Below are 17,842 nucleotides of genomic sequence, written 5' to 3' on the forward strand. Positions count from 1 at the left end.
GTCCGGGTGGCAGTTGACACAAAGGAACTGATTGCAGAGGCCGTGAAGCGGCTTCTGATGCAAAAGAAGGTCAAAAAACTGACGGTGAAAGACATCGTGGATGAATGCAGCATCACCCGGCAGACCTTTTACTATCATTTTGAAGATATTCCAGACCTGTTGAAATGGGTCCTGGAGCGCGGCACGGATAAGATGGTCGAGGAAACGCTTACCCAAGGGAACGCAGAAAAGGGGCTGCGCTGCCTGTTCCTGCTGGCACTGAACGCCCGCCCCTATGTGGAGCACGGCCTTCAAACCAACTACCGGGATGAGATTGAGCGGATGGTGGAGGAACAACTTTTCACATTTTTCCTGCGGGTGGTGGAAAAACGCGGCCTGTACGCTCAATGCAGCCATGCGGACTTGAAACTTGTGATGCGCTACCACAGTCAGGCGGTCCTCGGCCTCCTCAAAAACTGGACCGAGGCTGACAGCGGCGATTTAGACCACATCGTTCATATTGTCCATCAGCTTGTTGCGGGGGAGATCTCCCCCAGACAATAACCCTCTCTTTTTATAGAAATGCCGGAGTGTAAAAAAGTTTTACACTCCGGCATTTCTGTCAATACACACTTCATTTTCTGGCTATTGTTCCAGCCCCCCGCCCTGATTAAAATAAAAGCATGAAAAGGGAAAAGAGGTGCGGATCATGTCACATGAAATTCTGTCCGCGAAACTGTATGAACTGGACCGGGAGTTCGGGCTGCTCCACGGGAGCATCCAGCTCAGCGAAACGGCAAGCCGCGAACAACTCGGCCAGGAGTTGGCCCGCCTGCGGCAGAAAAATGAAGCGGACCGTCTGGCGTTCCAGACAAAGTTGAAGTTCAGCCGCTCTCCCATGGTCGGGAAACTGGCGTCCTCCTATGAGACGATAGAGGCGTTCATCGACCGGGAGCGTGCGGAGCAGGACGGCCCGTTCTCCGAAGTCTGGCGCCGGGGGCTGTCCGCAGAGGAGGCCCTACTGCTGGCGGAATACTCACTGGATTTCGCGGCGCAGGCCGCCAATCACGCCCTGCTTCTCTCCCTGGAAGCAGTCAGCGCGCAGGATATACCGCGGGGAAAGGAAACGGAGGTTGAGCAAAATGAGGTGTCGCTCTAAATTTGGATGGATGGAACTGATGATCGGCATTCTGCTGATCGTGCTGGGCATCTTCACTTTTCTGAGGCCGGGCAGCGTGCTGACCGGCGCCGTGCTGGTCTACGGCGTGTTCGCCCTTATCACAGGGATTGCGGATATTGTGTTCTATGTGAAGATGGAGCGTCATACCGGCTTCGGGCCGGTAGTAGCTCTGGTCAGCGGCATTTTGAGCGTGATCGCGGGTTTGCTGGTGATGGTCTATCCCGGCGCCGCGGCCTGGGCGCTGACGATCTTCTTCCCCCTATGGTTCATCATGCACTGCATCTCCCGCCTGACCCACTTGGGGATCATCCGGTATGTGGCCGGCAGCGGGTACTACTATTTCAGCCTGATCCTGAACATCATCGGGCTGGTGCTCGGCTTCCTCATGCTGCTCCAGCCGGCCCTCGCGTTCCTGTCCATGGGCTTTGTCATCGGGGCCTATCTGATCCTGCTGGGGATCGACAGCCTTGTGCTGGCGTTCAGCGATGTGGGCTATAAATGGTAAAACGCCCTGACGGTAAAACAGGGCGGTCCATCAAGACTCAAAAATTGGAAGGTTTCTTTTATGTGTACTGCAATCAATTTCTTAAATCAGCAGCATGAAAATGTGTTTGGCCGGACAATGGATTTCCACTACATTCTGGACCCGCGCCTTGCGGTCTTTCCCGCCGGCTCCACCTGGGAAAACACGCTGGGCAGGCAGCTCACTGACCGGTACGCGGTCGCGGGGATCAGCCGCCACTTCAAAAATCTCTATGTCCTGTTTGATGGCGTCAATGAAAAGGGGCTTGCGGGCGGCGCGCTGTACTTTAAGGGATATGCCGACTTCCCGCCGTTCTCCCAACAGAGCGGCAAGGCGCAGGTCCCAGCCCTGGACTTTTTGCACTATGTCCTCGGCCTCTGCGCCTCTCTGGACGACCTCCGGGAGCTTCTGGCCGACATCACCCTGGTGGGGCTTCAGGACAAACTGACCGGGACCGTCGCGCCGCTGCACTGGATCTTCACCGACCTGTCCGGCAAAAGCCTCGTGGTGGAGCAGATCAAACAGGGGCTGAACGCCTATGAAAACCCGGTGGGCGTTCTGACCAACAGCCCGGATTTCCCCTGGCAGATGACGAATTTACGCAGCTACATTGGAGCCGCGCCGGAGCAGACGGAGCAGGCGGATTGGGGTGGTTTCCGGATGGAGCCTTTTGGGCAGGCCGCCGGAACGAGCGTCCTGCCCGGGGGCTACACACCACCCGCCCGTTTCGTCAGGACCGCGTTCCAGAAGCTCCATATGGTGCAGCCGGAGACCATGCAGGAAGCCGTTATTGCAGGCTTTCACATCCTGGAGGGCGTCACCCTGCCCAACGGCGTGGTAAAGACGGCCAACGGGACCTTTGACTACACCCAGTACACTTCCATGATCGACCTTCCGAACAAGGTCTACTATTTCAAGACCTATGAAAATCCCCAAATCATCCGGGTGGACCTGAAGCCGGTCTGGGCGTCCGGGGAACAGACGGTGCGGGATCTGGGCAGCATCCATGTGCCGATCCGCTACGGAACGATGGAGTGAATAAAAGCCCTCCGCTCTGTTAAAGCTGATTTCTCCACACACTTTATTTATGATAGCAAGGGAATGGCGATGGAATTACGGATACCTACATCGGAACAACTCAAGTCTGTTTATGAGGGGCAGCTGAAACAGGCGTTTCCCGCCTCAGAGCTGAAGCCCCTGCAATCCATAGAGGAACTGTGGCGGGATGGGCTCTACCGCCCCTGGTGCCTGTTTGACGGCGATGAGATTGTTGGTGCCTGTTTTCTGTGGCTGGGGCGGCCGGGCTGGGCCCTGCTGGATTACCTGTGCGTCTCCGCGGATCATCGAAACAGGGGGATCGGGGCGCTGCTCCTGTCCATGCTGCTGGAACAGGAGCCGGATCTGACTATTTTCGGGGAAAGCGAGCTTCCCTCCCACGCTCCCGATCCCGTAATGGCGGAGCATCGCCTGGGCTTCTATGCCCGTAATGGCGCAAAAACCGCCGGGTATGAGACCGCTTTATTCGGGGTGCCCTACAAGACGCTCTACTGGTCCAAAAAGCCGGTGGACGACAGCGTGCTGATGGAACAGCACCGGCACATTTATGAAAGCCGCTTCTCTCCGGAAAAGCTCGACCGCTTTATCCGAATTCCCTATGACCCAGCGGAGCCGTTAGTGGCAACACCCTGGGAGGAGTAAGGAACAGCCGTACTTTGTAGTGAATGCAGAGAAGGCTGGATTTATCTGGTGACTGCTATCACAAACTGATTTTCATCCGCTATGTGAGCAACAGAGTTTAACAACAAGAAGGGACTGCCACACAGATCATTTAGTGCGGCAGTCCCTTTCAAATTTTATAACTCCTCAAATTTTGATTTGCCATTCTGTACTTATCATTCTACCACAATTCCGAAAGTGTAGAAACAGGGAGTTTTCCAGGAGGATTTCCTGCCTTCCGGATATACCATAGAGAAACAGCAAGGGGAAATTGGTGATTTTCCCTTGCTGTTTCTTTACTCTTTTTCACTATCAAATCGGTACCCGATTCCGCGAACGGTCTGAATATAACTGCCTCTTGTTCTGGTCAGTTTCTTTCGCAGACTCTTGATTTGAAACCGTACTGCTTCATCTACGCCGAACTCTGTGTCAGCATTCCAGATATGGCTGTAGAGCTGCTCTCGTGAAAATACTTGTCCAGGACGGCTGGCCAGCAGGTACAGCAGATCAAACTCTCTCCGAGTAAGCTGTATCGCCCTTTCTTTCAAATGTACCTGACGATGCAAAGGGTTAATAACCAATTCTGTCCCAAAGGTCAAGGTATAATATTGCTTCTCTGTATGTTCCGACTCCATATAGAGGCGGATGAGTGCATGAGCCTGAGCAGTGCAGCGGCGCAGGTCAATCGGCTTTGAGTTACAGACTGTTGCTCCTAATGAAAGAAGTTCAATTTCATCTTCCAATGATAGTATACCGGTGAGCACCAGAATCGGGACCACCTTGGCCTGACGCATGGTCCGAAGCAGTTCCCGGCCATCCATATCTTCCAGCGCCGGGTCTATGATAACCAGACAATACCGGTGCCGCATAAAACTGTCCAGGGCCTCCGCTGTGTCAATGAAATACCGGACCTCTGTGGTATCGTCCTGCAGAGCCTCCCGGAGTTTCCGGCAAAGGGGCAGGTCATCATCAATCAGCAGGATCTGTTTTCGCATCAAACCGCCTCCCATTCTCGGTCGGCTCTGTACTTGGATGGCTTTTCTGGTACAACTCCGTCAGTTTCTGAAAACTGGCTGGGCTGATCACATGCTCCATGCGGCAGGCGTCTCGTTCAGCAGCCTTGGGCTCGACACCAGCCTCCACTAACAGGCGTGTGAAAAAGCAATGTTTTTCATAGGTCTGCTCGGCTACCTCCCTGCCCACATCGGTCAGGCGGAGGAAGAAGTCCCCGTCCATGGTGAGGAAGCCTCCTTCTTTTAGGGTAGCTACCGCGTGGCACACGCTGGGCTTGGAGACTCCCATGTGCCGGGCAACATCCACAGAGCGTACCATGCCCTTTTCCTTTTGGAGCACCAGCACGGCCTCCAGATAGTCTTCGCCGGAGGCATGAAGTGATGTGCCGTGTTGTCGTTTCACTCTTTTCTTCACGCCAATCTCCAGCCCTCGGCCTGTTCCCGAATCTCAATAAACCGCCGGTACAAGCCGCCCTGGGCCATCAGTTCCGCATGAGTACCCCGCTGGGCGATACGGCCATCCTCCACCACCAGGATCTGATCCGCGTGCTGGATGGTAGCCAGCCGGTGGGCGATGGTGAGGATGGTTTTCCCCTTTGTCAAAGCGGACAGAGCCTGTTGGATCAGGTGTTCATTCTCCGGGTCTACGCTGGCAGTTGCTTCATCAAGGATGACGATAGGAGCGTCCTTCAAAATGGCCCGGGCGATGGAGATGCGCTGCTTCTCTCCTCCAGAGAGGGTGGAGCCGCCCTCTCCAATCACGGTGTCATAGCCGTTCGGCAGGGCCGAGATGAAGTCATGGCAGCACGCAGCTTTGGCGGCAGCCACCACCTGCTCATGGGTGGCATCCGGGCAACCGAATTTGATATTGTTCTCCACACTGTCCTGGAAGAGATACACATTCTGAAAGACCATGGAGATATTTCGCAGCAGGCTTTCACAGGTGAATTCTTTCACATCGTGGCCGCCCACCGACACGGAGCCGCGGTCCGCGTCATAGAAGCGGGCCACCAGATTGCATATCGTGCTCTTGCCGGAGCCGGACGGCCCCACAATGGCGGTAGTGGTCCCCTGGGGCGCGGTAAAAGTCACATCGTGGAGCACCTCGCGGCTCCCATACCCGAAGGATACATGGGAGAGGGACACATCGAACTGCTCTGGGGTTATCTCCCTGCCGTCCTTGTCGATGAAGTCGGTGCGCTCCAGTTCCTCCAGCCGGTCCAGCACCGAATCTGTCACCGACAGGATGTGGGCCGCGTCATTGATGGCCTCCACACTGCCGAAAATGGTGAAGGAAAACAGGGCAATCATCAGGAAATACGGGAGCGGTAAAGTTCCCACCAAAGCCTGCTGGCCCGCGGTGAGCACCAGCCCCACGGATGCCGCCCGCAGAGCGAACAGATGCAGGCAGTTCCAGGGGACGAACCCAAACTCGTTTTTAATGCGGATGGCCTTATTATCCCGGCAGGCATCCCGGAATCGCTGAACAGAAACCCCGTCCTGCCCAAAGGACTTCACTACCGGCAGGCCGTGGATGTATTCGACGGCCGCGCCGGACAATGCCTCCTGAGCCCGGTGGCCCACAGGAGCGGTGCGGGCGCTCTGACGGCCAATGCCCCGCAGGGCAAAGGCGGACACCAGCACACCGATCAGCGCCACCAGCGCGGCAGGCGGGCAGAAAATCGCCACGCACAGCAGGATCACGGCTACCTGAATATAACCGTTTACCACCGCGTCCACCATCTTCATGCTCTGGAGTTCCAGCGTGCTCAGTTCCGTGGTGAGCGCCGCCAAAATGTCCCCCAGATTGTTTTTGGCAAAGTACCCAAGGGACACCCGTTTCAGCACATCTCCCAGTTCCATCCGCTGCTCTGCCGCCCGTTCCGTTCCGATGCTCTCCTGAAGCCGGTTTTTCCAATAGGTGAAGAAAAACCGCAGCAGGATGAGAACGACGATGCCAGATAAGCACAGCCATGGGAGAGAGCCGGAAAGCTCATTCTCCCCCCAGGCGTTCCCGATCATCCGCCCCAGGGCCCAGGCCGCCAGCATCACCGGCCCTGCGGTACACCATGTTGCGAAAAACGAGCACACAAAACCCAGAATCATTCGCTTTCGATAGTTCTTTGCCCATCCCATAATGCGTCCTACGCTGTGAAACATCTCAATTCCCCTCCTTTTTGCCGGATGTGACCGCCCAGTTTCGTGCCCCCACATGGGCCGCCCAAAGGGTCTGATACAGCGGGCAGCGGCCCAACAGTTCTTCCTGTGTGCCACAGTCTGCAACGCTCCCTTTCTCCAGCACCACGATCTGATCCGCGTTCTGGATGGTGGAGAGCCGGTGGGCGATAACCAGCAGCGTTTTCCCCCTGGAAAGCGCCATAATGGAGCGTTGGATCTTGTCCTCATTCTCGGGATCAGTGAAGGCGGTCGCCTCGTCCAAAATCACAATGGGGGCGTCCTTCAAAATGGCGCGGGCGATGGCGATGCGCTGACGCTCCCCGCCGGAGAGCTGCTTGCCCGCGTCTCCGGCCGTCGTATCCCAGCCATGCTCCAGCCGGCCGATGAATTCTTCGCACTGGGCCGCCTGAGCAGCCGCCAGCACTTCCTCGTCCGAGGCCCCCGGACGCCCCAGCCGGATGTTCTCTTTCAGGGGACAGTCAAAGAGGAAGTTGTCCTGCGTGACGAAACTGATGGACTGGGAGAGCTGCTTCAGCGGGAGCTTGCGGATGTCCTGTCCGCCCAGGGTGATGGAGCCTCCCGTCACATCCCAAAACCGGGCGGTCAGCCGGGCGATGGTAGACTTGCCGCCGCCTGATGGTCCCACCAGGGCGGTGAATTTTCCCTGTGGGATGGTCAAGTTCAGATGGCGAAGCACCTCCTTGCCCTCCGTCCCGCCATAGGAAAAAGATACATCCCGCATCTGGATGCTGCTGCCTTCCAGATGGACATTCTGCTCCGCTTGCGTGAGCTGGGGCAAATTCAGCAGTTCACGGGTGTCCTTCACTGCAAACTGCATACTTTTCATGGAGTTGATGAAGGCGGTGGCGCTCATCAGGGGGGACACAATTCCCAGGGCCAGCATCAGGCAGAGCGTCACCTGGGCCGGGTCCAGTATCCCCGCCTGATAGAGCGCGACGCCCGCCGGCAGGGTCCCCAGCAGGGTGGTCGGCAGAATGGACAGGCACAGATTCATGGAAGCCCAGGTGCAGCGGAACCATCCCATGGTGAAGTCCCGGAAGGAGGCCACCGCTTGGGCGAATTTCTGATAGGACCGCTCCCCCTGGCTGAACGCCTTCACCACCTGAATGCCCTCTACATATTCCACGATCACGCTGTTCACATGGGCGTTGGCCTCCATGTAGGCGGCGTAATTCTTGTTATAGGTCCGCATCCCGAAGGTCATGGGGATGAGCGCCACTGGGATGGTCACCAGCAGGGCAAGGCCCATCCGCCAGTCGATGGCGAACATGGCGATGACCACGACCAAAGGCAGCAGAAGATTGGAACTGAGTTCCGGGATCATGTGAGCCAGAGGCGGCTCCACATCTTCAATACGGTCCACGATGGTGCTTTTCATGGAGCCAATGGGCCGGCTTTCCACCTCGCCCAGCGGCGCCCCCATCAGCCGGTCCGCCACCTGAAGGCGCAGGCCCTCCAAAATTGTGTAGGCGGATACATGGGCCAGCATGGTGGACAGGGCATATCCCGCCACCTTGACGGCATAGCCGGCCAGACACACGCCGCACCAAAATACAATGCCCTCCCAGTCCGCCTGACGCTCCAGAAAGAGCCGGATGATCTGATAAACGCCGAGATACGGTACGAAGCCCCCGGCCACACTGAGAATAGCCAGTACCACAGACCCGGCCATCTTCCCCCGGCAGGGTGCGGCGAAGGAGAGCAGGATACCGAGCCAAGTTCGTTCCTTCATGTGCAATACTCCTCTCAAAGAAAAATCGTTGTAGTTTGCTTGCGCTAACTACAACGATTATAAGAAATTCTTCTTCCTCTGTCCGCTCCGTCCTGCCGGTCTGGTCCCGTTTGGACGGAAAAATTTATTGGCTTTCCCGCCGGTACTCCAGAGGCGTCTTGCCCTTGACTTCCTTGAATGCGGCGGCAAATTTGCTGGAGCTGTCATAACCTACCCGGCCGGCGATCTCTGCCACTCCCATTTGAGGCTCCTGCTGGAGCAGAAGCGCGGCCTGGTCCAGGCGGAAATTACGCATATAGGTGTTGATGGGCTGCCCATAAATCGACTTGAAGCACTCCTTCAGCGCCGTAGCCGGGACAGAAAACCGTTCGGACAATTCCGCAATCGTATAGTGGCGTTCCAGCTCCCCCGTCAATAACCGATGGATAGCCTTCACTTTTTCCACCTGGGATTTATAGAAGTAAGGCTTTTCCGCATCCTTTGGCAGCTCCAGCGCGTCCAGATACAGGAGCAATTCCAGCACCTTGATGCGGAAATAAGGGAGCTTGATCTGCTCTGGCACCGCGTAGAGCTCCTGAAAAATGTGATCAATAGAGGGCGCCCCATGGAGCACCTTGGGATGGCGGCTGGAGCAGAATTTATTCTGGAGCCGGGCCAGATCCACCGGAAATTCCCGTATCCACTCCTTCAGCGATTGGGCGGCCTGGGGGAGCGCAAAGCCAACGGTGATCCCGTGATAGTGGGCAAGAGGGAAGGTAAAATGGCCCTGGTGCTCCAGCCGCCGGTCCAGCTTCAGGTCGCCCGCCTCCACATAGGAGTACGCATCCGGGCCGGCAGGGTACTCCATGCGCCCCTGGCGGCAGTAATCAATGCACAGCAGATCCTCCGTTGTACGGAACGCGGAATCATAGCTCTCCATATGGAAATCGTTGTACATCAGGGATACGCCGGGGAACAGGTCGCATTGTGTCATGATCCCCTCTCCGGTACCACTGTGAAACTGAAAGACCCGGCAGTCTCCGCCCTCCACCAGTGGGACAGGGAATCCGTTGTCTGCCATTACTTGCTCCAGCATGAAATTTCTCCTTTTACAATCGCAGCACCCGGTCACAGGCTCTCTGCATGAATTCCTGGTCATGGGTGACCACCAGAACGATCCGCTCATGCCTTGCCAGACTGCGGATCACCCCGGACACCTCCACCATGCGGGCATAGTCCAAACCGCTGGTGGGCTCGTCAAAAATCAGCACCGGTTTCTCCGACAGCAGCGCCGTGGCCACTGCCAGCCTCTGCTTCTGCCCCCCGGAGAGAGACATCGGATGCCGCTCCCGAAAGGACAGCAGGTGGAGGCTGTCCAGCACCTCCGAAATCTGATCGTCAGATGCCTCCGGCGCGGACATCTGGCACTCTCCCCACACGCTGTCGGAGAACAGTTGATGGTTTACATCCTGCATGACACAGAAAGCCGACCGCTGGCGGCCTTTTCGATCCAGAGGCTTTCCATTCAGCAGAATTTGTCCCGCTTGTTCTTTCAACAGCCCGCAAAGGCAGCGGGAAAGGGTGGTCTTGCCCACGCCGTTGGGTCCGGTGATCGCCACCACCTCGCCGGGGCGGGCGGAAAAGGACAGGTCTCGGAATACAGGTGCTTCCTTGCGGAAAGCACAGGCCAGCCCCTCAATAGATAAACCTTCTTTGGTGCCAGCCGGTTCCACAGAGGGGAGCGTGCATACCGCCGGGGTCAGAGTACGCAGCCCCAGGGCCTCCCGCTCCGGGTCTGGCAGGCTGCGAAACTGCTCCCCGGTGAAGGTGCGCTCCAGCACCCCGCTCCGAAGATAAAACGCCCGGTCGATGAGATCGGTGAGAAAGTACAGGCGATGCTCCGCCACCACGATTGTGCAGCCCTGCCGCTTCAAAGCGGAGATCTGGTCGTGAAGGCGGGCAATGGCCTCCTGATCCAGATTGGCCGTCGGCTCGTCCAGCACATAGAGTTCGGGGCCCATGGCATAGACGGAGCCAAAGGCAAGAAGCTGCTTTTGCCCACCGGACAGAGAAAAGATGTTTTTTCCCCGCAGGTCCTGGAGATGCAGCGTTTCCGCGACCTGCTCCACACGGCGGCGGATCTCTTCCGGCGGACGGCCCTCATTTTCCAACCCAAAGGCCAGTTCGCTGTCGGTGTCCAGATTAAAAAACTGGGACTTTGGATTTTGAAACACAGAGCCTACCCGCCGGGCCAGTTCATGCATGGGTGTTTCCCGCGGCGCAAGCCCGTTTACCATCACCCGTCCCTCCAGACGGCATCCGGGAGTAAAAGCCGGGATCAGGCCGTTGATCAGCTTCGTCACTGTGGTCTTTCCGCAGCCGGAGGCCCCGCACAGCAGGACGCACTCTCCGCGGGCAACAGTGGCGCTGACCTGGGAAAGCGTTTCCTGTTTTTCTCCATAGCCAAAGGAAACCTGTTCCAAACCTATCATCGTCACTCCCCCTTATTGTACCACAAATGAGCCTATCAGCAAGGCCAGGACCAACAGCATCCCCGTCAGGTCTGCTGGCATTAGACGCAGGGACACGGCGCTGGTCTTCCGGGCTGGATTTTCGATTCCTCGGGTCACGGCCGCCGCGGAGAGCTCCTCTGCCGTCTCCGTAGCGGACACCATGAGGGGCATCACCGTACACTCCAAGCGGCTGAGCCCCCGGATATTCCGCAGCTTCATCGCGTCCCGGATGTGGCCGATCTCCTCCCGGATAGCGGGGAAGTACCGCAGTGTCACGGAAATAGCCACGATCAGCTTCTGGGGAATATGTAACTGCCGCAGCCCTACGATCAGGTAGCGCAGAGGGGTGCATTTCAACATCAGCGATCCGGTCATCAGGCAGGGGAACATCCGGCGGGTATAGGTGGCAAAGATAGTGAAGCTGGTGGCGATGATCATAGGCGACGCCGGCAGGATCACCTGTTGAAAGACCAGCAGGGCACAATACCCAACAGCCCATTTGACTGCCATTGTAAATCTTCTGTGGACGATCATCAACGCCAGCAGCAGAGCGATCAGTGCCAGTTCCACCCACAGAGTATGGTCGCTGAACGCGATGATATTGGCGGCGATCAGTATCCACAGTCCGGCTCTCGGGTCAAAGATCGATTTCTTTCCGTTCCCCATCTTACACCAGGCCAGCCTTTTCAAAGTGCTTGCGGAACATGGCGCGGGCAAGGATGCCGCCAATGATTGCGCCCACAACAGGGGCCAGGAACAGAACAATCAGCATCCCATTGGAGGAAAGGGCCGCCAGAGTATTCACATAGTCCGCCGGCATCCCCTGTTCTGTGATCTGCCGCAGGAAGTCTTCCCGCATCAGCCAGATCGGGAGCGGAGAGCCCACCATGCCCACAGAGAACAGCACAAAGGATACCAGGTTGCCGGCCATGCTCCGGTAGTGGGTGATGACACGGGTAATTTCAGCCAAGCCGCAGGCCAGAACGAAGGATACCAGGATCACGACGGTGAATTGCCCGGTGACATAGTAAATGAGGCCCGTGATGAGCCCCATCAACAGGACGGAGCCCACCTTCTGCACCTTGGCGCACATCATGAGATATGGAATGCCGGTAAACAGAGCGATAAAGCCCGGCATCAAGATCCAAAGCAGCGGGTGCAGCCCGCCCAGAAGCATAAAGGCAAAGTTGATGACAAAGTAAATGGCGGAGAAAATCCCCACGGTAATGACATCTTTGCCGCTCATCCCGCGGCTCTTGACTGGTTCAGACATAATGTTCTCTCCTTTTTGGTTAGATTATGCTAACTTCGTTCGTGAAAAATAGGACGCCGGGCGTCCATCTCACATGATGTATTTTACCGAGGACTTCCCTGCCTGTCTATTCCGTTTAGACGACTTTATTCCGTTTGGTTGGAGTTATTGATGTTTTCCTATCCGCACAAATCGAAAACGGCCCTTGCTATAAACAAAGGCCGTTTTCTTGTTCCCTTACTTTTCAAAGCGATAACCATATCCGTGTACAGTTTGAATCACATTGGAGCCGTTGACAAAGTAGTCTCAGAAAAACAGCAATAGGAAATTGAGCAGAAAAAAGACGCCCTGTGGCGTCATTTCATGGCCCATATCATCCGTTTCAGGTTCAAAGCGGTCGCTGAAAGGAGGCAATGATCCTCCGCTGCCTCTAAACCTCGCCGCAATATCTGCGTTAAATTGTGACCTCTCTTTTGAGCGGCAAAGGTGCCCTCACACCAGATCTGCCGCTTCTTGAGGGCTTCCCGGTAGATCGGATCGCTCAGGCGCGATAAATTCCGCTTCCGCTGCGCCGTAAAATAACTGTGCTCCAACTTCCGCGCGCCCCGCTTGTCCTGCTGGCTCAGGCATTTTTTGCGCAGAGGACAGCGTTGGCAATCCTGTTTGTCCGCCAGATACAGCCAGTACAGCCCGCTGGCACTGCGGTGGAGCGTATTCAGGCGCAGCAACTTGCCGTTGGGACAGACATAGGCATCCAAACTCTCATCATATTGAAATGCCTCCCGTTTCAGTTCCACATTGGTGCGGTCGTGAACTGCCTGTGGACGGACGAAAAATTGGATCTCCAACTCCTTCAGCGCCTGATGGGCCAGCGGGAAGTCATAGGCGGCATCCGCCGTCGCGGCCTGGATAGGCAGGATACTCCTGTGGATCCGCTCAATTTGCTCCAGGTAGGGCACAGAGTCATAGACATCGCCGGGTGTTACCGTTACATCCAAGATCACGCCGCAGTCCGTATCTACCGTCTGATGAGCGAGGTAATGTTGCCCGCGTGGCTTCCCCGGACGTTTCATATGTCCGGATTCCGGGTCTGTCCGACTGACCCACTTCCTGGTCTGACGCCGATCTTTTTTTGATCTGTTTGACCCGCTTCTTTCGCCGTTTTCCTGTCCGGCGTTCCAATTCCTCCAGACCCTCTTCCTCATAGGTGTCCAACCGTTCCCAGTATACTCCGGGACTCTCCGGCAACTCCACCAGTTCCTCTGATGCCCAGGATGCGTTGGCCTTCACATGGGTGGAATCTGTTCCGACCAGCCGTCCACTAGCCAGACCCTTGGCGACGCACTGCCCCACCACCTCCTCAAACAGCCGCCGGAAGATCTTCCGAAAACTCGGCTTTCGCCGCCGCAGTTGGGAGATGGTGCTGTGATCCGGCACCCGGTCAAACAGATCCAGGCCCAGATACCAGCGCAGGGCTACATCCGTCTGGATCCGCTGCTCGATCTGACGCTCCGAGGGGATGCCGTACAGAAAGCCCACCAGGAGGTATTTCACCAGCACCACCGGGTCGATGGGCGGACGCCCATACCGCCGGCTGTACAGGTGAGCGGTTTCCACGCGCACGAAAGAGAGATCCAAAGCGGCCTCCAGCCGCCGCAGGAAGTGATCCTGAGGCATGAGATCCTCGATGGTCACTGTGTGGAATTTGAGTTGCATTCCGCCACCGCCTTTCCCTCTTATTGTAGCATAATTTGGGGGAAAAGGGATTTTGTCAACAGCTCCACATTGATATTTAGTTTTTCCGTATCTTGTAGATCCTGTTGGTAACACTTTCAAGGCCGGAAGCAAAATCATCGGACATTGCATACTGGTAAAGCTGCTCCCGGGTAAAAGTCCAGCCGGGGGTGCAAAGCCAGATAATATAGAATATTGAACTCCATCGTGGTCAACTTCACAGCTCGCCCGCTCACAAAGACCCTACGCTGGTTTGGGTCAATACACAGATTATCATATTGTAGAACAGCCTGCCCAGTCAATGCTTCTCCCCCAAAGTTATACTGTCCAGCCAAGGCTTTCCTGCTGAATATGGAACAGCTTGTGGTACAATCCGTTCTTTTTCATCAGCGCATCGTGTGTCCCATGTTCTACCAGTCGGCCATTGTCAAGAACGAGGATCTGATCCGAGTCTACAACTGTACGGAGGCGGTGGGCGATCATAATAACCGTCTTGCCTTCCACCAGTTTGGCAATCGCCTTTTGAACCAGAATTTCATTCTCCGGGTCAAGGGATGCTGTTGCTTCGTCAAGCAGAATAATGGGCGCATTTTTCAGCAAGGCGCGGGCGATGGAAATACGCTGGCGCTCACCACCGGAAAGCGTACTGCCATTTTCACCGAGGACCGTCTGATACCCGTCCGGCATCTCCCGGACAAATTCATCACAATAGGCGGCTTTGGCAGCAGCAATTACCTGATCGTCTGTTGCGTTTGGATTGCCAAGACGGATATTATTCATAACCGTATCATTGAACAGGGTCACATCCTGGAACACGAATGACATATAAGACATGAGGCTTTCCGGCTCCATACTCTTGATGTCTTTTCCTCCCACGGTGATCTTGCCCTGCTGGACATCCCAAAACCGGGCAATCAGTTTGGAAATCGTGCTTTTACCGGAACCGGACGGGCCAACGAGGGCAGTCACGCTCCCCTGGGGGATTTTGCAGGAAACATCTTTAATGACATCTTCCCGATTGTAGGCAAAGGTCACATGGGATAGCTCAATGTCGCAGTTCGGGACCGTTTTCTCGTTGCCGTTCATTGCGGGAGTAGTGAACAGGGTACGCATACGGCTTGTGACCACATTCAAATTCAGTAATGAGGAAAGATTTGCCAAGATTGACAAGATTGGGCCGTAAATCCGTGTTACCATCAGAAGGAACATAAGCAGCGGAAGAAGCTCAATCTGCCCATTCGTCAAAAGGATAGCGCCGACAAAGATTGTGATACCAATGCCTGCCTGCAAAATCATACTGGCACTGGACATGAACACGCCGACAGCCATTTCTACCTTGATGGCGATTTTTTTCATCGCCACTAGAGCTTTATCCAACGCGCTGAAATGAGAGCCGGACAGCCCGCAGGACTTGATGATCTTCATGCCTTCCAGGTATTCCTGTACCTGGTCAGAAGCAGCCAGCTTTGCGTCAACCTGCTTTTCAAACAGTTTCTTTTGCTGGTTCCGGCTGAGCCAGATAATGAGGAAGGCAATCGGAACCGTGATGAATACGCACAGAGCAAGCCGCCAATCAAAGAAGGCCAGCAGGATGCAGGTTAGGGTCACCGTAATACCGTTTGCAATCAGCGGAGGAATCGTGCTACTGAGCAGGGACTCCATGCTGCTGCAATCTGCCATCATATTCGTGGTCAGTTCGGAAAGGTCCTTGGTGTTAAAGAAATTCATAGGGAGTTTCCGAAGATGCTCCGCAATCCGCAGCCGTGTCGTGTTTGACTCCTTATACGAGGCAATATAGGTTTTGCGGTAATCGTTTTTGGCGGCCAGAAATACCAGGATGGCCGAAATAATACCCGCGCCCCACAGCATCCAGATATGGTTCCACTGGATGGAGCCACCACTGACAAAGGGCGTCAGGATTTCACTGAAGATCATAACAGTTACACAGAACGGCAGAAGCATAGCGAGGTTCGTCAATGTGCAGGCGAAGATTGCTTTTTTCAGATCTGTGTAACCCTTGTCTGACAAAAAGAGAGCTTTTTGTAATCTGCTCATAGTTACACCACCTTTCCGCTGATTTTCCAGCCAATCGCTTCTGTATAGTGGTTCCACATCTGTGCATAGCGCCCGCCTGTAGCCACCAGCTCGTCATGATTTCCTTCTTCAATGAGATGGCCTTTTTCCACGACGATAATCTTATCCGCATTGCGGATCGTGGAGAGGCGGTGTGCGATGATAATAACTGTCTTATCCTGCATCAGCTTTTCAAATGCTTTCTGGATTAGGTATTCATTCTCCGGGTCGCTGAAGGCCGTTGCCTCATCCAACACGATAATGGGAGCATCTTTGATGATAGCCCGCGCAATCGCAATCCGCTGACGCTCACCGCCAGAGAGATGGATACCTTTGGAGCCAACCACTGTATGATACCCATCCGGCAGTTTGGAGATAAACTCGTGGCATTGCGCCGCTTTCGCCGCTGCGATTACTTGTTCCTCACTGGCCGAAGGGTTGCCCATACGGATATTATCCAAGACGCTCTGCTTGAACAGGAAAATATCCTGAAACACAAAGCTGACTTGGCGCATCAGATCGTCTTCTGCCACATCACGCACATCTACACCGCCAATGGTAATGCTGCCAGAGGACACATCCCAAAAGCGGGAAATCAGATTGGCAATCGTACTCTTGCCGCCGCCGGACGGGCCGACAATGGCTGTGATCTGTCCCTGCTTTGCTGAAAAAGATACATTTTCCAGTGCTTTCTCGGAATTATCCCCAGTGTAGGAAAAGCTGACATCATGGAAAACAACATCGTCTCCGACAGGTTTCTTAGGATGAGCCGTTTCCGGCATTTCTGGAATGTTCAATATCTCGTCCATCCTGGCCACATTCCCGTTGATCTGCATGAACGACTCTGAAATATACATGATTTTGTTCAGCACACCGGAAATTGCTGGTATAAAAAGCAGATAAAAGATAAAGGTCATCGCAAATCCGGCAAAATCATCTGTTCTGGTGCCAATCAGGATGCCCACAGGGACAAGGATCAGGTAAACATTATTGATGATTGTGGTAAAGGCAGGCATACAATTCTGCCAGCCCAGGGAAAACTTGAGAACCCATTCCGTATAGCCGGTGATTGCCTCTTTGAGTTTTTTGAACGAAGATGCCGTCTGGTTGAACGCCTTTACAACCGACATTCCCCGGACATACTCCACAGAAGCGTTGTTCATTTCCTCCAGGGCTTTTTGATACTTGCCCATGTTCTCTTTCATCTCGCGGCTACCAAAGCCAATGAACTCCGCAATAAACGCCAGAATGATACCGACCAGAGATGCAAGACCGAACCGCCAGTCAACAGCCAGCAGGATGATAACCATGACAATAGGGGCGGTAATAGAAGCAACAAAGTCAGGAAACTGGTGAGCAATAAAACCCTCCACGCTTTCAATATTTTCATCCATGATCTTGCGTAGGCGGCCGCTACCAATTGTCAAGTGATACCCAAGTGGGATTTTGGTAATATGGTCTGCAAAGAGAACTTTCAGCTCGTACAGTGTTCCAAATGCCGCCATGTGAGAGCTGAAAATAGCCAGAAAATACAACAGGATATTCGCCACGATTCCGGTAAGCGCCAACCAGCCATAATTCATGACCATTCCCATATCCAACTGGTCAAGATTCGGGAAAACACCGATAATTGAGCGGATCATGAAATAAATCGCTATGTACGGGATGAACGAAGCAATGGCCGCCAGTGACGAAAGAACCGCAGCTAAAAATACAAGGCTCTTTCTGTCAGAAGCCAATTCCATACATCGTGCCAAACCCGTCTTTGGCTTTGCCTGTTTCGACTTTGCATTTGACATAGCATGAACCCTCCTTAAATTGAAAAACGGCGAGGTTAGTAAATGCTAACCTCGCCGTTCATTCTACCAATCCTTGAAAGTATCTGCTACTCCATATCTCCGCGTTTAGACTTAAAATAGCCCAAAGATACCTACAAGTTCATGGATGCT

The 17,842-nt window shown here is 54.8% G+C and carries 17 protein-coding genes; 5 read left to right on the plus strand and 12 right to left on the minus strand.

Translation table 11 applies throughout. The annotated features are described in order from the left end of the window. The first annotated feature begins 6 nt into the window (after positions 1 to 6). From KJS55_RS02665 to KJS55_RS02685, 5 genes are all read left to right on the plus strand, one after another. Positions 7 to 543 (plus strand): TetR/AcrR family transcriptional regulator C-terminal domain-containing protein, encoded by a 537-nt coding sequence (locus tag KJS55_RS02665; protein ID WP_145984963.1) that lies wholly within the window; start codon positions 7 to 9, stop codon positions 541 to 543. A 145-nt stretch (positions 544 to 688) separates the two neighbouring features. Beyond that, a complete protein-coding gene (locus KJS55_RS02670; RefSeq protein WP_055181069.1) occupies positions 689 to 1,138 on the plus strand; it encodes a hypothetical protein in 450 nt (149 codons plus the stop codon). Beyond that, positions 1,122 to 1,664, plus strand: coding sequence for an HdeD family acid-resistance protein (locus KJS55_RS02675; protein ID WP_055181071.1), 543 nt, complete (start codon positions 1,122 to 1,124; stop codon positions 1,662 to 1,664). Before KJS55_RS02670 ends, KJS55_RS02675 begins: the two co-directional genes overlap by 17 nt. Before the next feature lie 60 nt (positions 1,665 to 1,724). Further along, positions 1,725 to 2,720, plus strand: coding sequence for a linear amide C-N hydrolase (locus KJS55_RS02680; RefSeq protein ID WP_055181074.1), 996 nt, complete (start codon positions 1,725 to 1,727; stop codon positions 2,718 to 2,720). A gap of 69 nt (positions 2,721 to 2,789) precedes the next feature. Continuing rightward, entirely contained in the window at positions 2,790 to 3,380 is a 591-nt protein-coding gene (locus KJS55_RS02685) for a GNAT family N-acetyltransferase (RefSeq protein ID WP_055181076.1), read from the plus strand. 314 nt (positions 3,381 to 3,694) lie between these two features. Here the strand turns inward: KJS55_RS02685 and KJS55_RS02690 are convergent, their stop codons facing one another. From KJS55_RS02690 to KJS55_RS02745, 12 genes are all read right to left on the minus strand, one after another. Then, a complete protein-coding gene (locus KJS55_RS02690) occupies positions 3,695 to 4,393 on the minus strand; it encodes a response regulator transcription factor (protein ID WP_055181078.1) in 699 nt (232 codons plus the stop codon). Beyond that, positions 4,368 to 4,814, minus strand: a complete 447-nt coding sequence (locus KJS55_RS02695; RefSeq protein WP_055181094.1) for a metal-dependent transcriptional regulator — start codon at positions 4,812 to 4,814, stop codon at positions 4,368 to 4,370. Before KJS55_RS02695 ends, KJS55_RS02690 begins: the two co-directional genes overlap by 26 nt. 8 nt (positions 4,815 to 4,822) lie before the next feature. Then, positions 4,823 to 6,571, minus strand: a complete 1,749-nt coding sequence (locus KJS55_RS02700; RefSeq protein WP_055181079.1) for an ABC transporter ATP-binding protein — start codon at positions 6,569 to 6,571, stop codon at positions 4,823 to 4,825. A gap of 1 nt (position 6,572) precedes the next feature. After that, the gene (locus KJS55_RS02705; protein WP_055181081.1) at positions 6,573 to 8,342 is read right to left on the minus strand and encodes an ABC transporter ATP-binding protein; all 1,770 of its coding nucleotides are present in this window, start codon (positions 8,340 to 8,342) and stop codon (positions 6,573 to 6,575) included. 124 nt (positions 8,343 to 8,466) lie between these two features. Then, on the minus strand, positions 8,467 to 9,417 hold the full coding sequence (locus KJS55_RS02710; protein ID WP_055181084.1) for a helix-turn-helix domain-containing protein: 951 nt from the start codon (positions 9,415 to 9,417) through the stop codon (positions 8,467 to 8,469). A gap of 13 nt (positions 9,418 to 9,430) precedes the next feature. Further along, positions 9,431 to 10,813: an ABC transporter ATP-binding protein gene (locus KJS55_RS02715; protein ID WP_055181086.1), complete on the minus strand. Its 1,383-nt coding sequence runs from the start codon at positions 10,811 to 10,813 to the stop codon at positions 9,431 to 9,433. Between the two features lie 12 nt (positions 10,814 to 10,825). Further along, a complete protein-coding gene (locus KJS55_RS02720; RefSeq protein ID WP_044940909.1) occupies positions 10,826 to 11,500 on the minus strand; it encodes an energy-coupling factor transporter transmembrane component T in 675 nt (224 codons plus the stop codon). Position 11,501: 1 nt separating this feature from the next. After that, positions 11,502 to 12,107, minus strand: coding sequence for an MptD family putative ECF transporter S component (locus tag KJS55_RS02725; protein ID WP_050624282.1), 606 nt, complete (start codon positions 12,105 to 12,107; stop codon positions 11,502 to 11,504). Between the two features lie 335 nt (positions 12,108 to 12,442). Then, positions 12,443 to 13,159, minus strand: coding sequence for a transposase (locus KJS55_RS02730; RefSeq protein WP_213542619.1), 717 nt, complete (start codon positions 13,157 to 13,159; stop codon positions 12,443 to 12,445). Continuing rightward, positions 13,050 to 13,802 (minus strand): transposase, encoded by a 753-nt coding sequence (locus KJS55_RS02735; RefSeq protein ID WP_213542620.1) that lies wholly within the window; start codon positions 13,800 to 13,802, stop codon positions 13,050 to 13,052. The genes KJS55_RS02730 and KJS55_RS02735 overlap by 110 nt, the downstream gene beginning before the upstream one ends. A gap of 336 nt (positions 13,803 to 14,138) precedes the next feature. Further along, positions 14,139 to 15,875, minus strand: coding sequence for an ABC transporter ATP-binding protein (locus tag KJS55_RS02740; protein ID WP_055179574.1), 1,737 nt, complete (start codon positions 15,873 to 15,875; stop codon positions 14,139 to 14,141). A gap of 2 nt (positions 15,876 to 15,877) precedes the next feature. Further along, on the minus strand, positions 15,878 to 17,692 hold the full coding sequence (locus tag KJS55_RS02745) for an ABC transporter ATP-binding protein (protein ID WP_055179573.1): 1,815 nt from the start codon (positions 17,690 to 17,692) through the stop codon (positions 15,878 to 15,880). Positions 17,693 to 17,842: the final 150 nt, after the last annotated feature.

It is taken from the genome of Pusillibacter faecalis (genome assembly GCF_018408705.1).
Classification (GTDB): domain Bacteria; phylum Bacillota; class Clostridia; order Oscillospirales; family Oscillospiraceae; genus Oscillibacter; species Oscillibacter faecalis.

What these genes read in the sequence shown, in the direction of transcription:
- KJS55_RS02720 (WP_044940909.1), bottom strand. Translation starts at nt 11,500, where the DNA reads ATGGGGAACGGAAAGAAATCGATCTTTGACCCGAGAGCCGGACTGTGG.
- KJS55_RS02745 (WP_055179573.1), bottom strand. Translation starts at nt 17,692, where the DNA reads ATGTCAAATGCAAAGTCGAAACAGGCAAAGCCAAAGACGGGTTTGGCA.
- KJS55_RS02740 (WP_055179574.1), bottom strand. Translation starts at nt 15,875, where the DNA reads ATGAGCAGATTACAAAAAGCTCTCTTTTTGTCAGACAAGGGTTACACA.
- KJS55_RS02710 (WP_055181084.1), bottom strand. Translation starts at nt 9,417, where the DNA reads ATGCTGGAGCAAGTAATGGCAGACAACGGATTCCCTGTCCCACTGGTG.
- KJS55_RS02680 (WP_055181074.1), top strand. Translation starts at nt 1,725, where the DNA reads ATGTGTACTGCAATCAATTTCTTAAATCAGCAGCATGAAAATGTGTTT.
- KJS55_RS02700 (WP_055181079.1), bottom strand. Translation starts at nt 6,571, where the DNA reads ATGTTTCACAGCGTAGGACGCATTATGGGATGGGCAAAGAACTATCGA.
- KJS55_RS02715 (WP_055181086.1), bottom strand. Translation starts at nt 10,813, where the DNA reads ATGATAGGTTTGGAACAGGTTTCCTTTGGCTATGGAGAAAAACAGGAA.
- KJS55_RS02675 (WP_055181071.1), top strand. Translation starts at nt 1,122, where the DNA reads ATGAGGTGTCGCTCTAAATTTGGATGGATGGAACTGATGATCGGCATT.
- KJS55_RS02685 (WP_055181076.1), top strand. Translation starts at nt 2,790, where the DNA reads ATGGAATTACGGATACCTACATCGGAACAACTCAAGTCTGTTTATGAG.
- KJS55_RS02725 (WP_050624282.1), bottom strand. Translation starts at nt 12,107, where the DNA reads ATGTCTGAACCAGTCAAGAGCCGCGGGATGAGCGGCAAAGATGTCATT.
- KJS55_RS02735 (WP_213542620.1), bottom strand. Translation starts at nt 13,802, where the DNA reads ATGCAACTCAAATTCCACACAGTGACCATCGAGGATCTCATGCCTCAG.
- KJS55_RS02690 (WP_055181078.1), bottom strand. Translation starts at nt 4,393, where the DNA reads ATGCGAAAACAGATCCTGCTGATTGATGATGACCTGCCCCTTTGCCGG.
- KJS55_RS02670 (WP_055181069.1), top strand. Translation starts at nt 689, where the DNA reads ATGTCACATGAAATTCTGTCCGCGAAACTGTATGAACTGGACCGGGAG.
- KJS55_RS02730 (WP_213542619.1), bottom strand. Translation starts at nt 13,159, where the DNA reads ATGAAACGTCCGGGGAAGCCACGCGGGCAACATTACCTCGCTCATCAG.
- KJS55_RS02705 (WP_055181081.1), bottom strand. Translation starts at nt 8,342, where the DNA reads ATGAAGGAACGAACTTGGCTCGGTATCCTGCTCTCCTTCGCCGCACCC.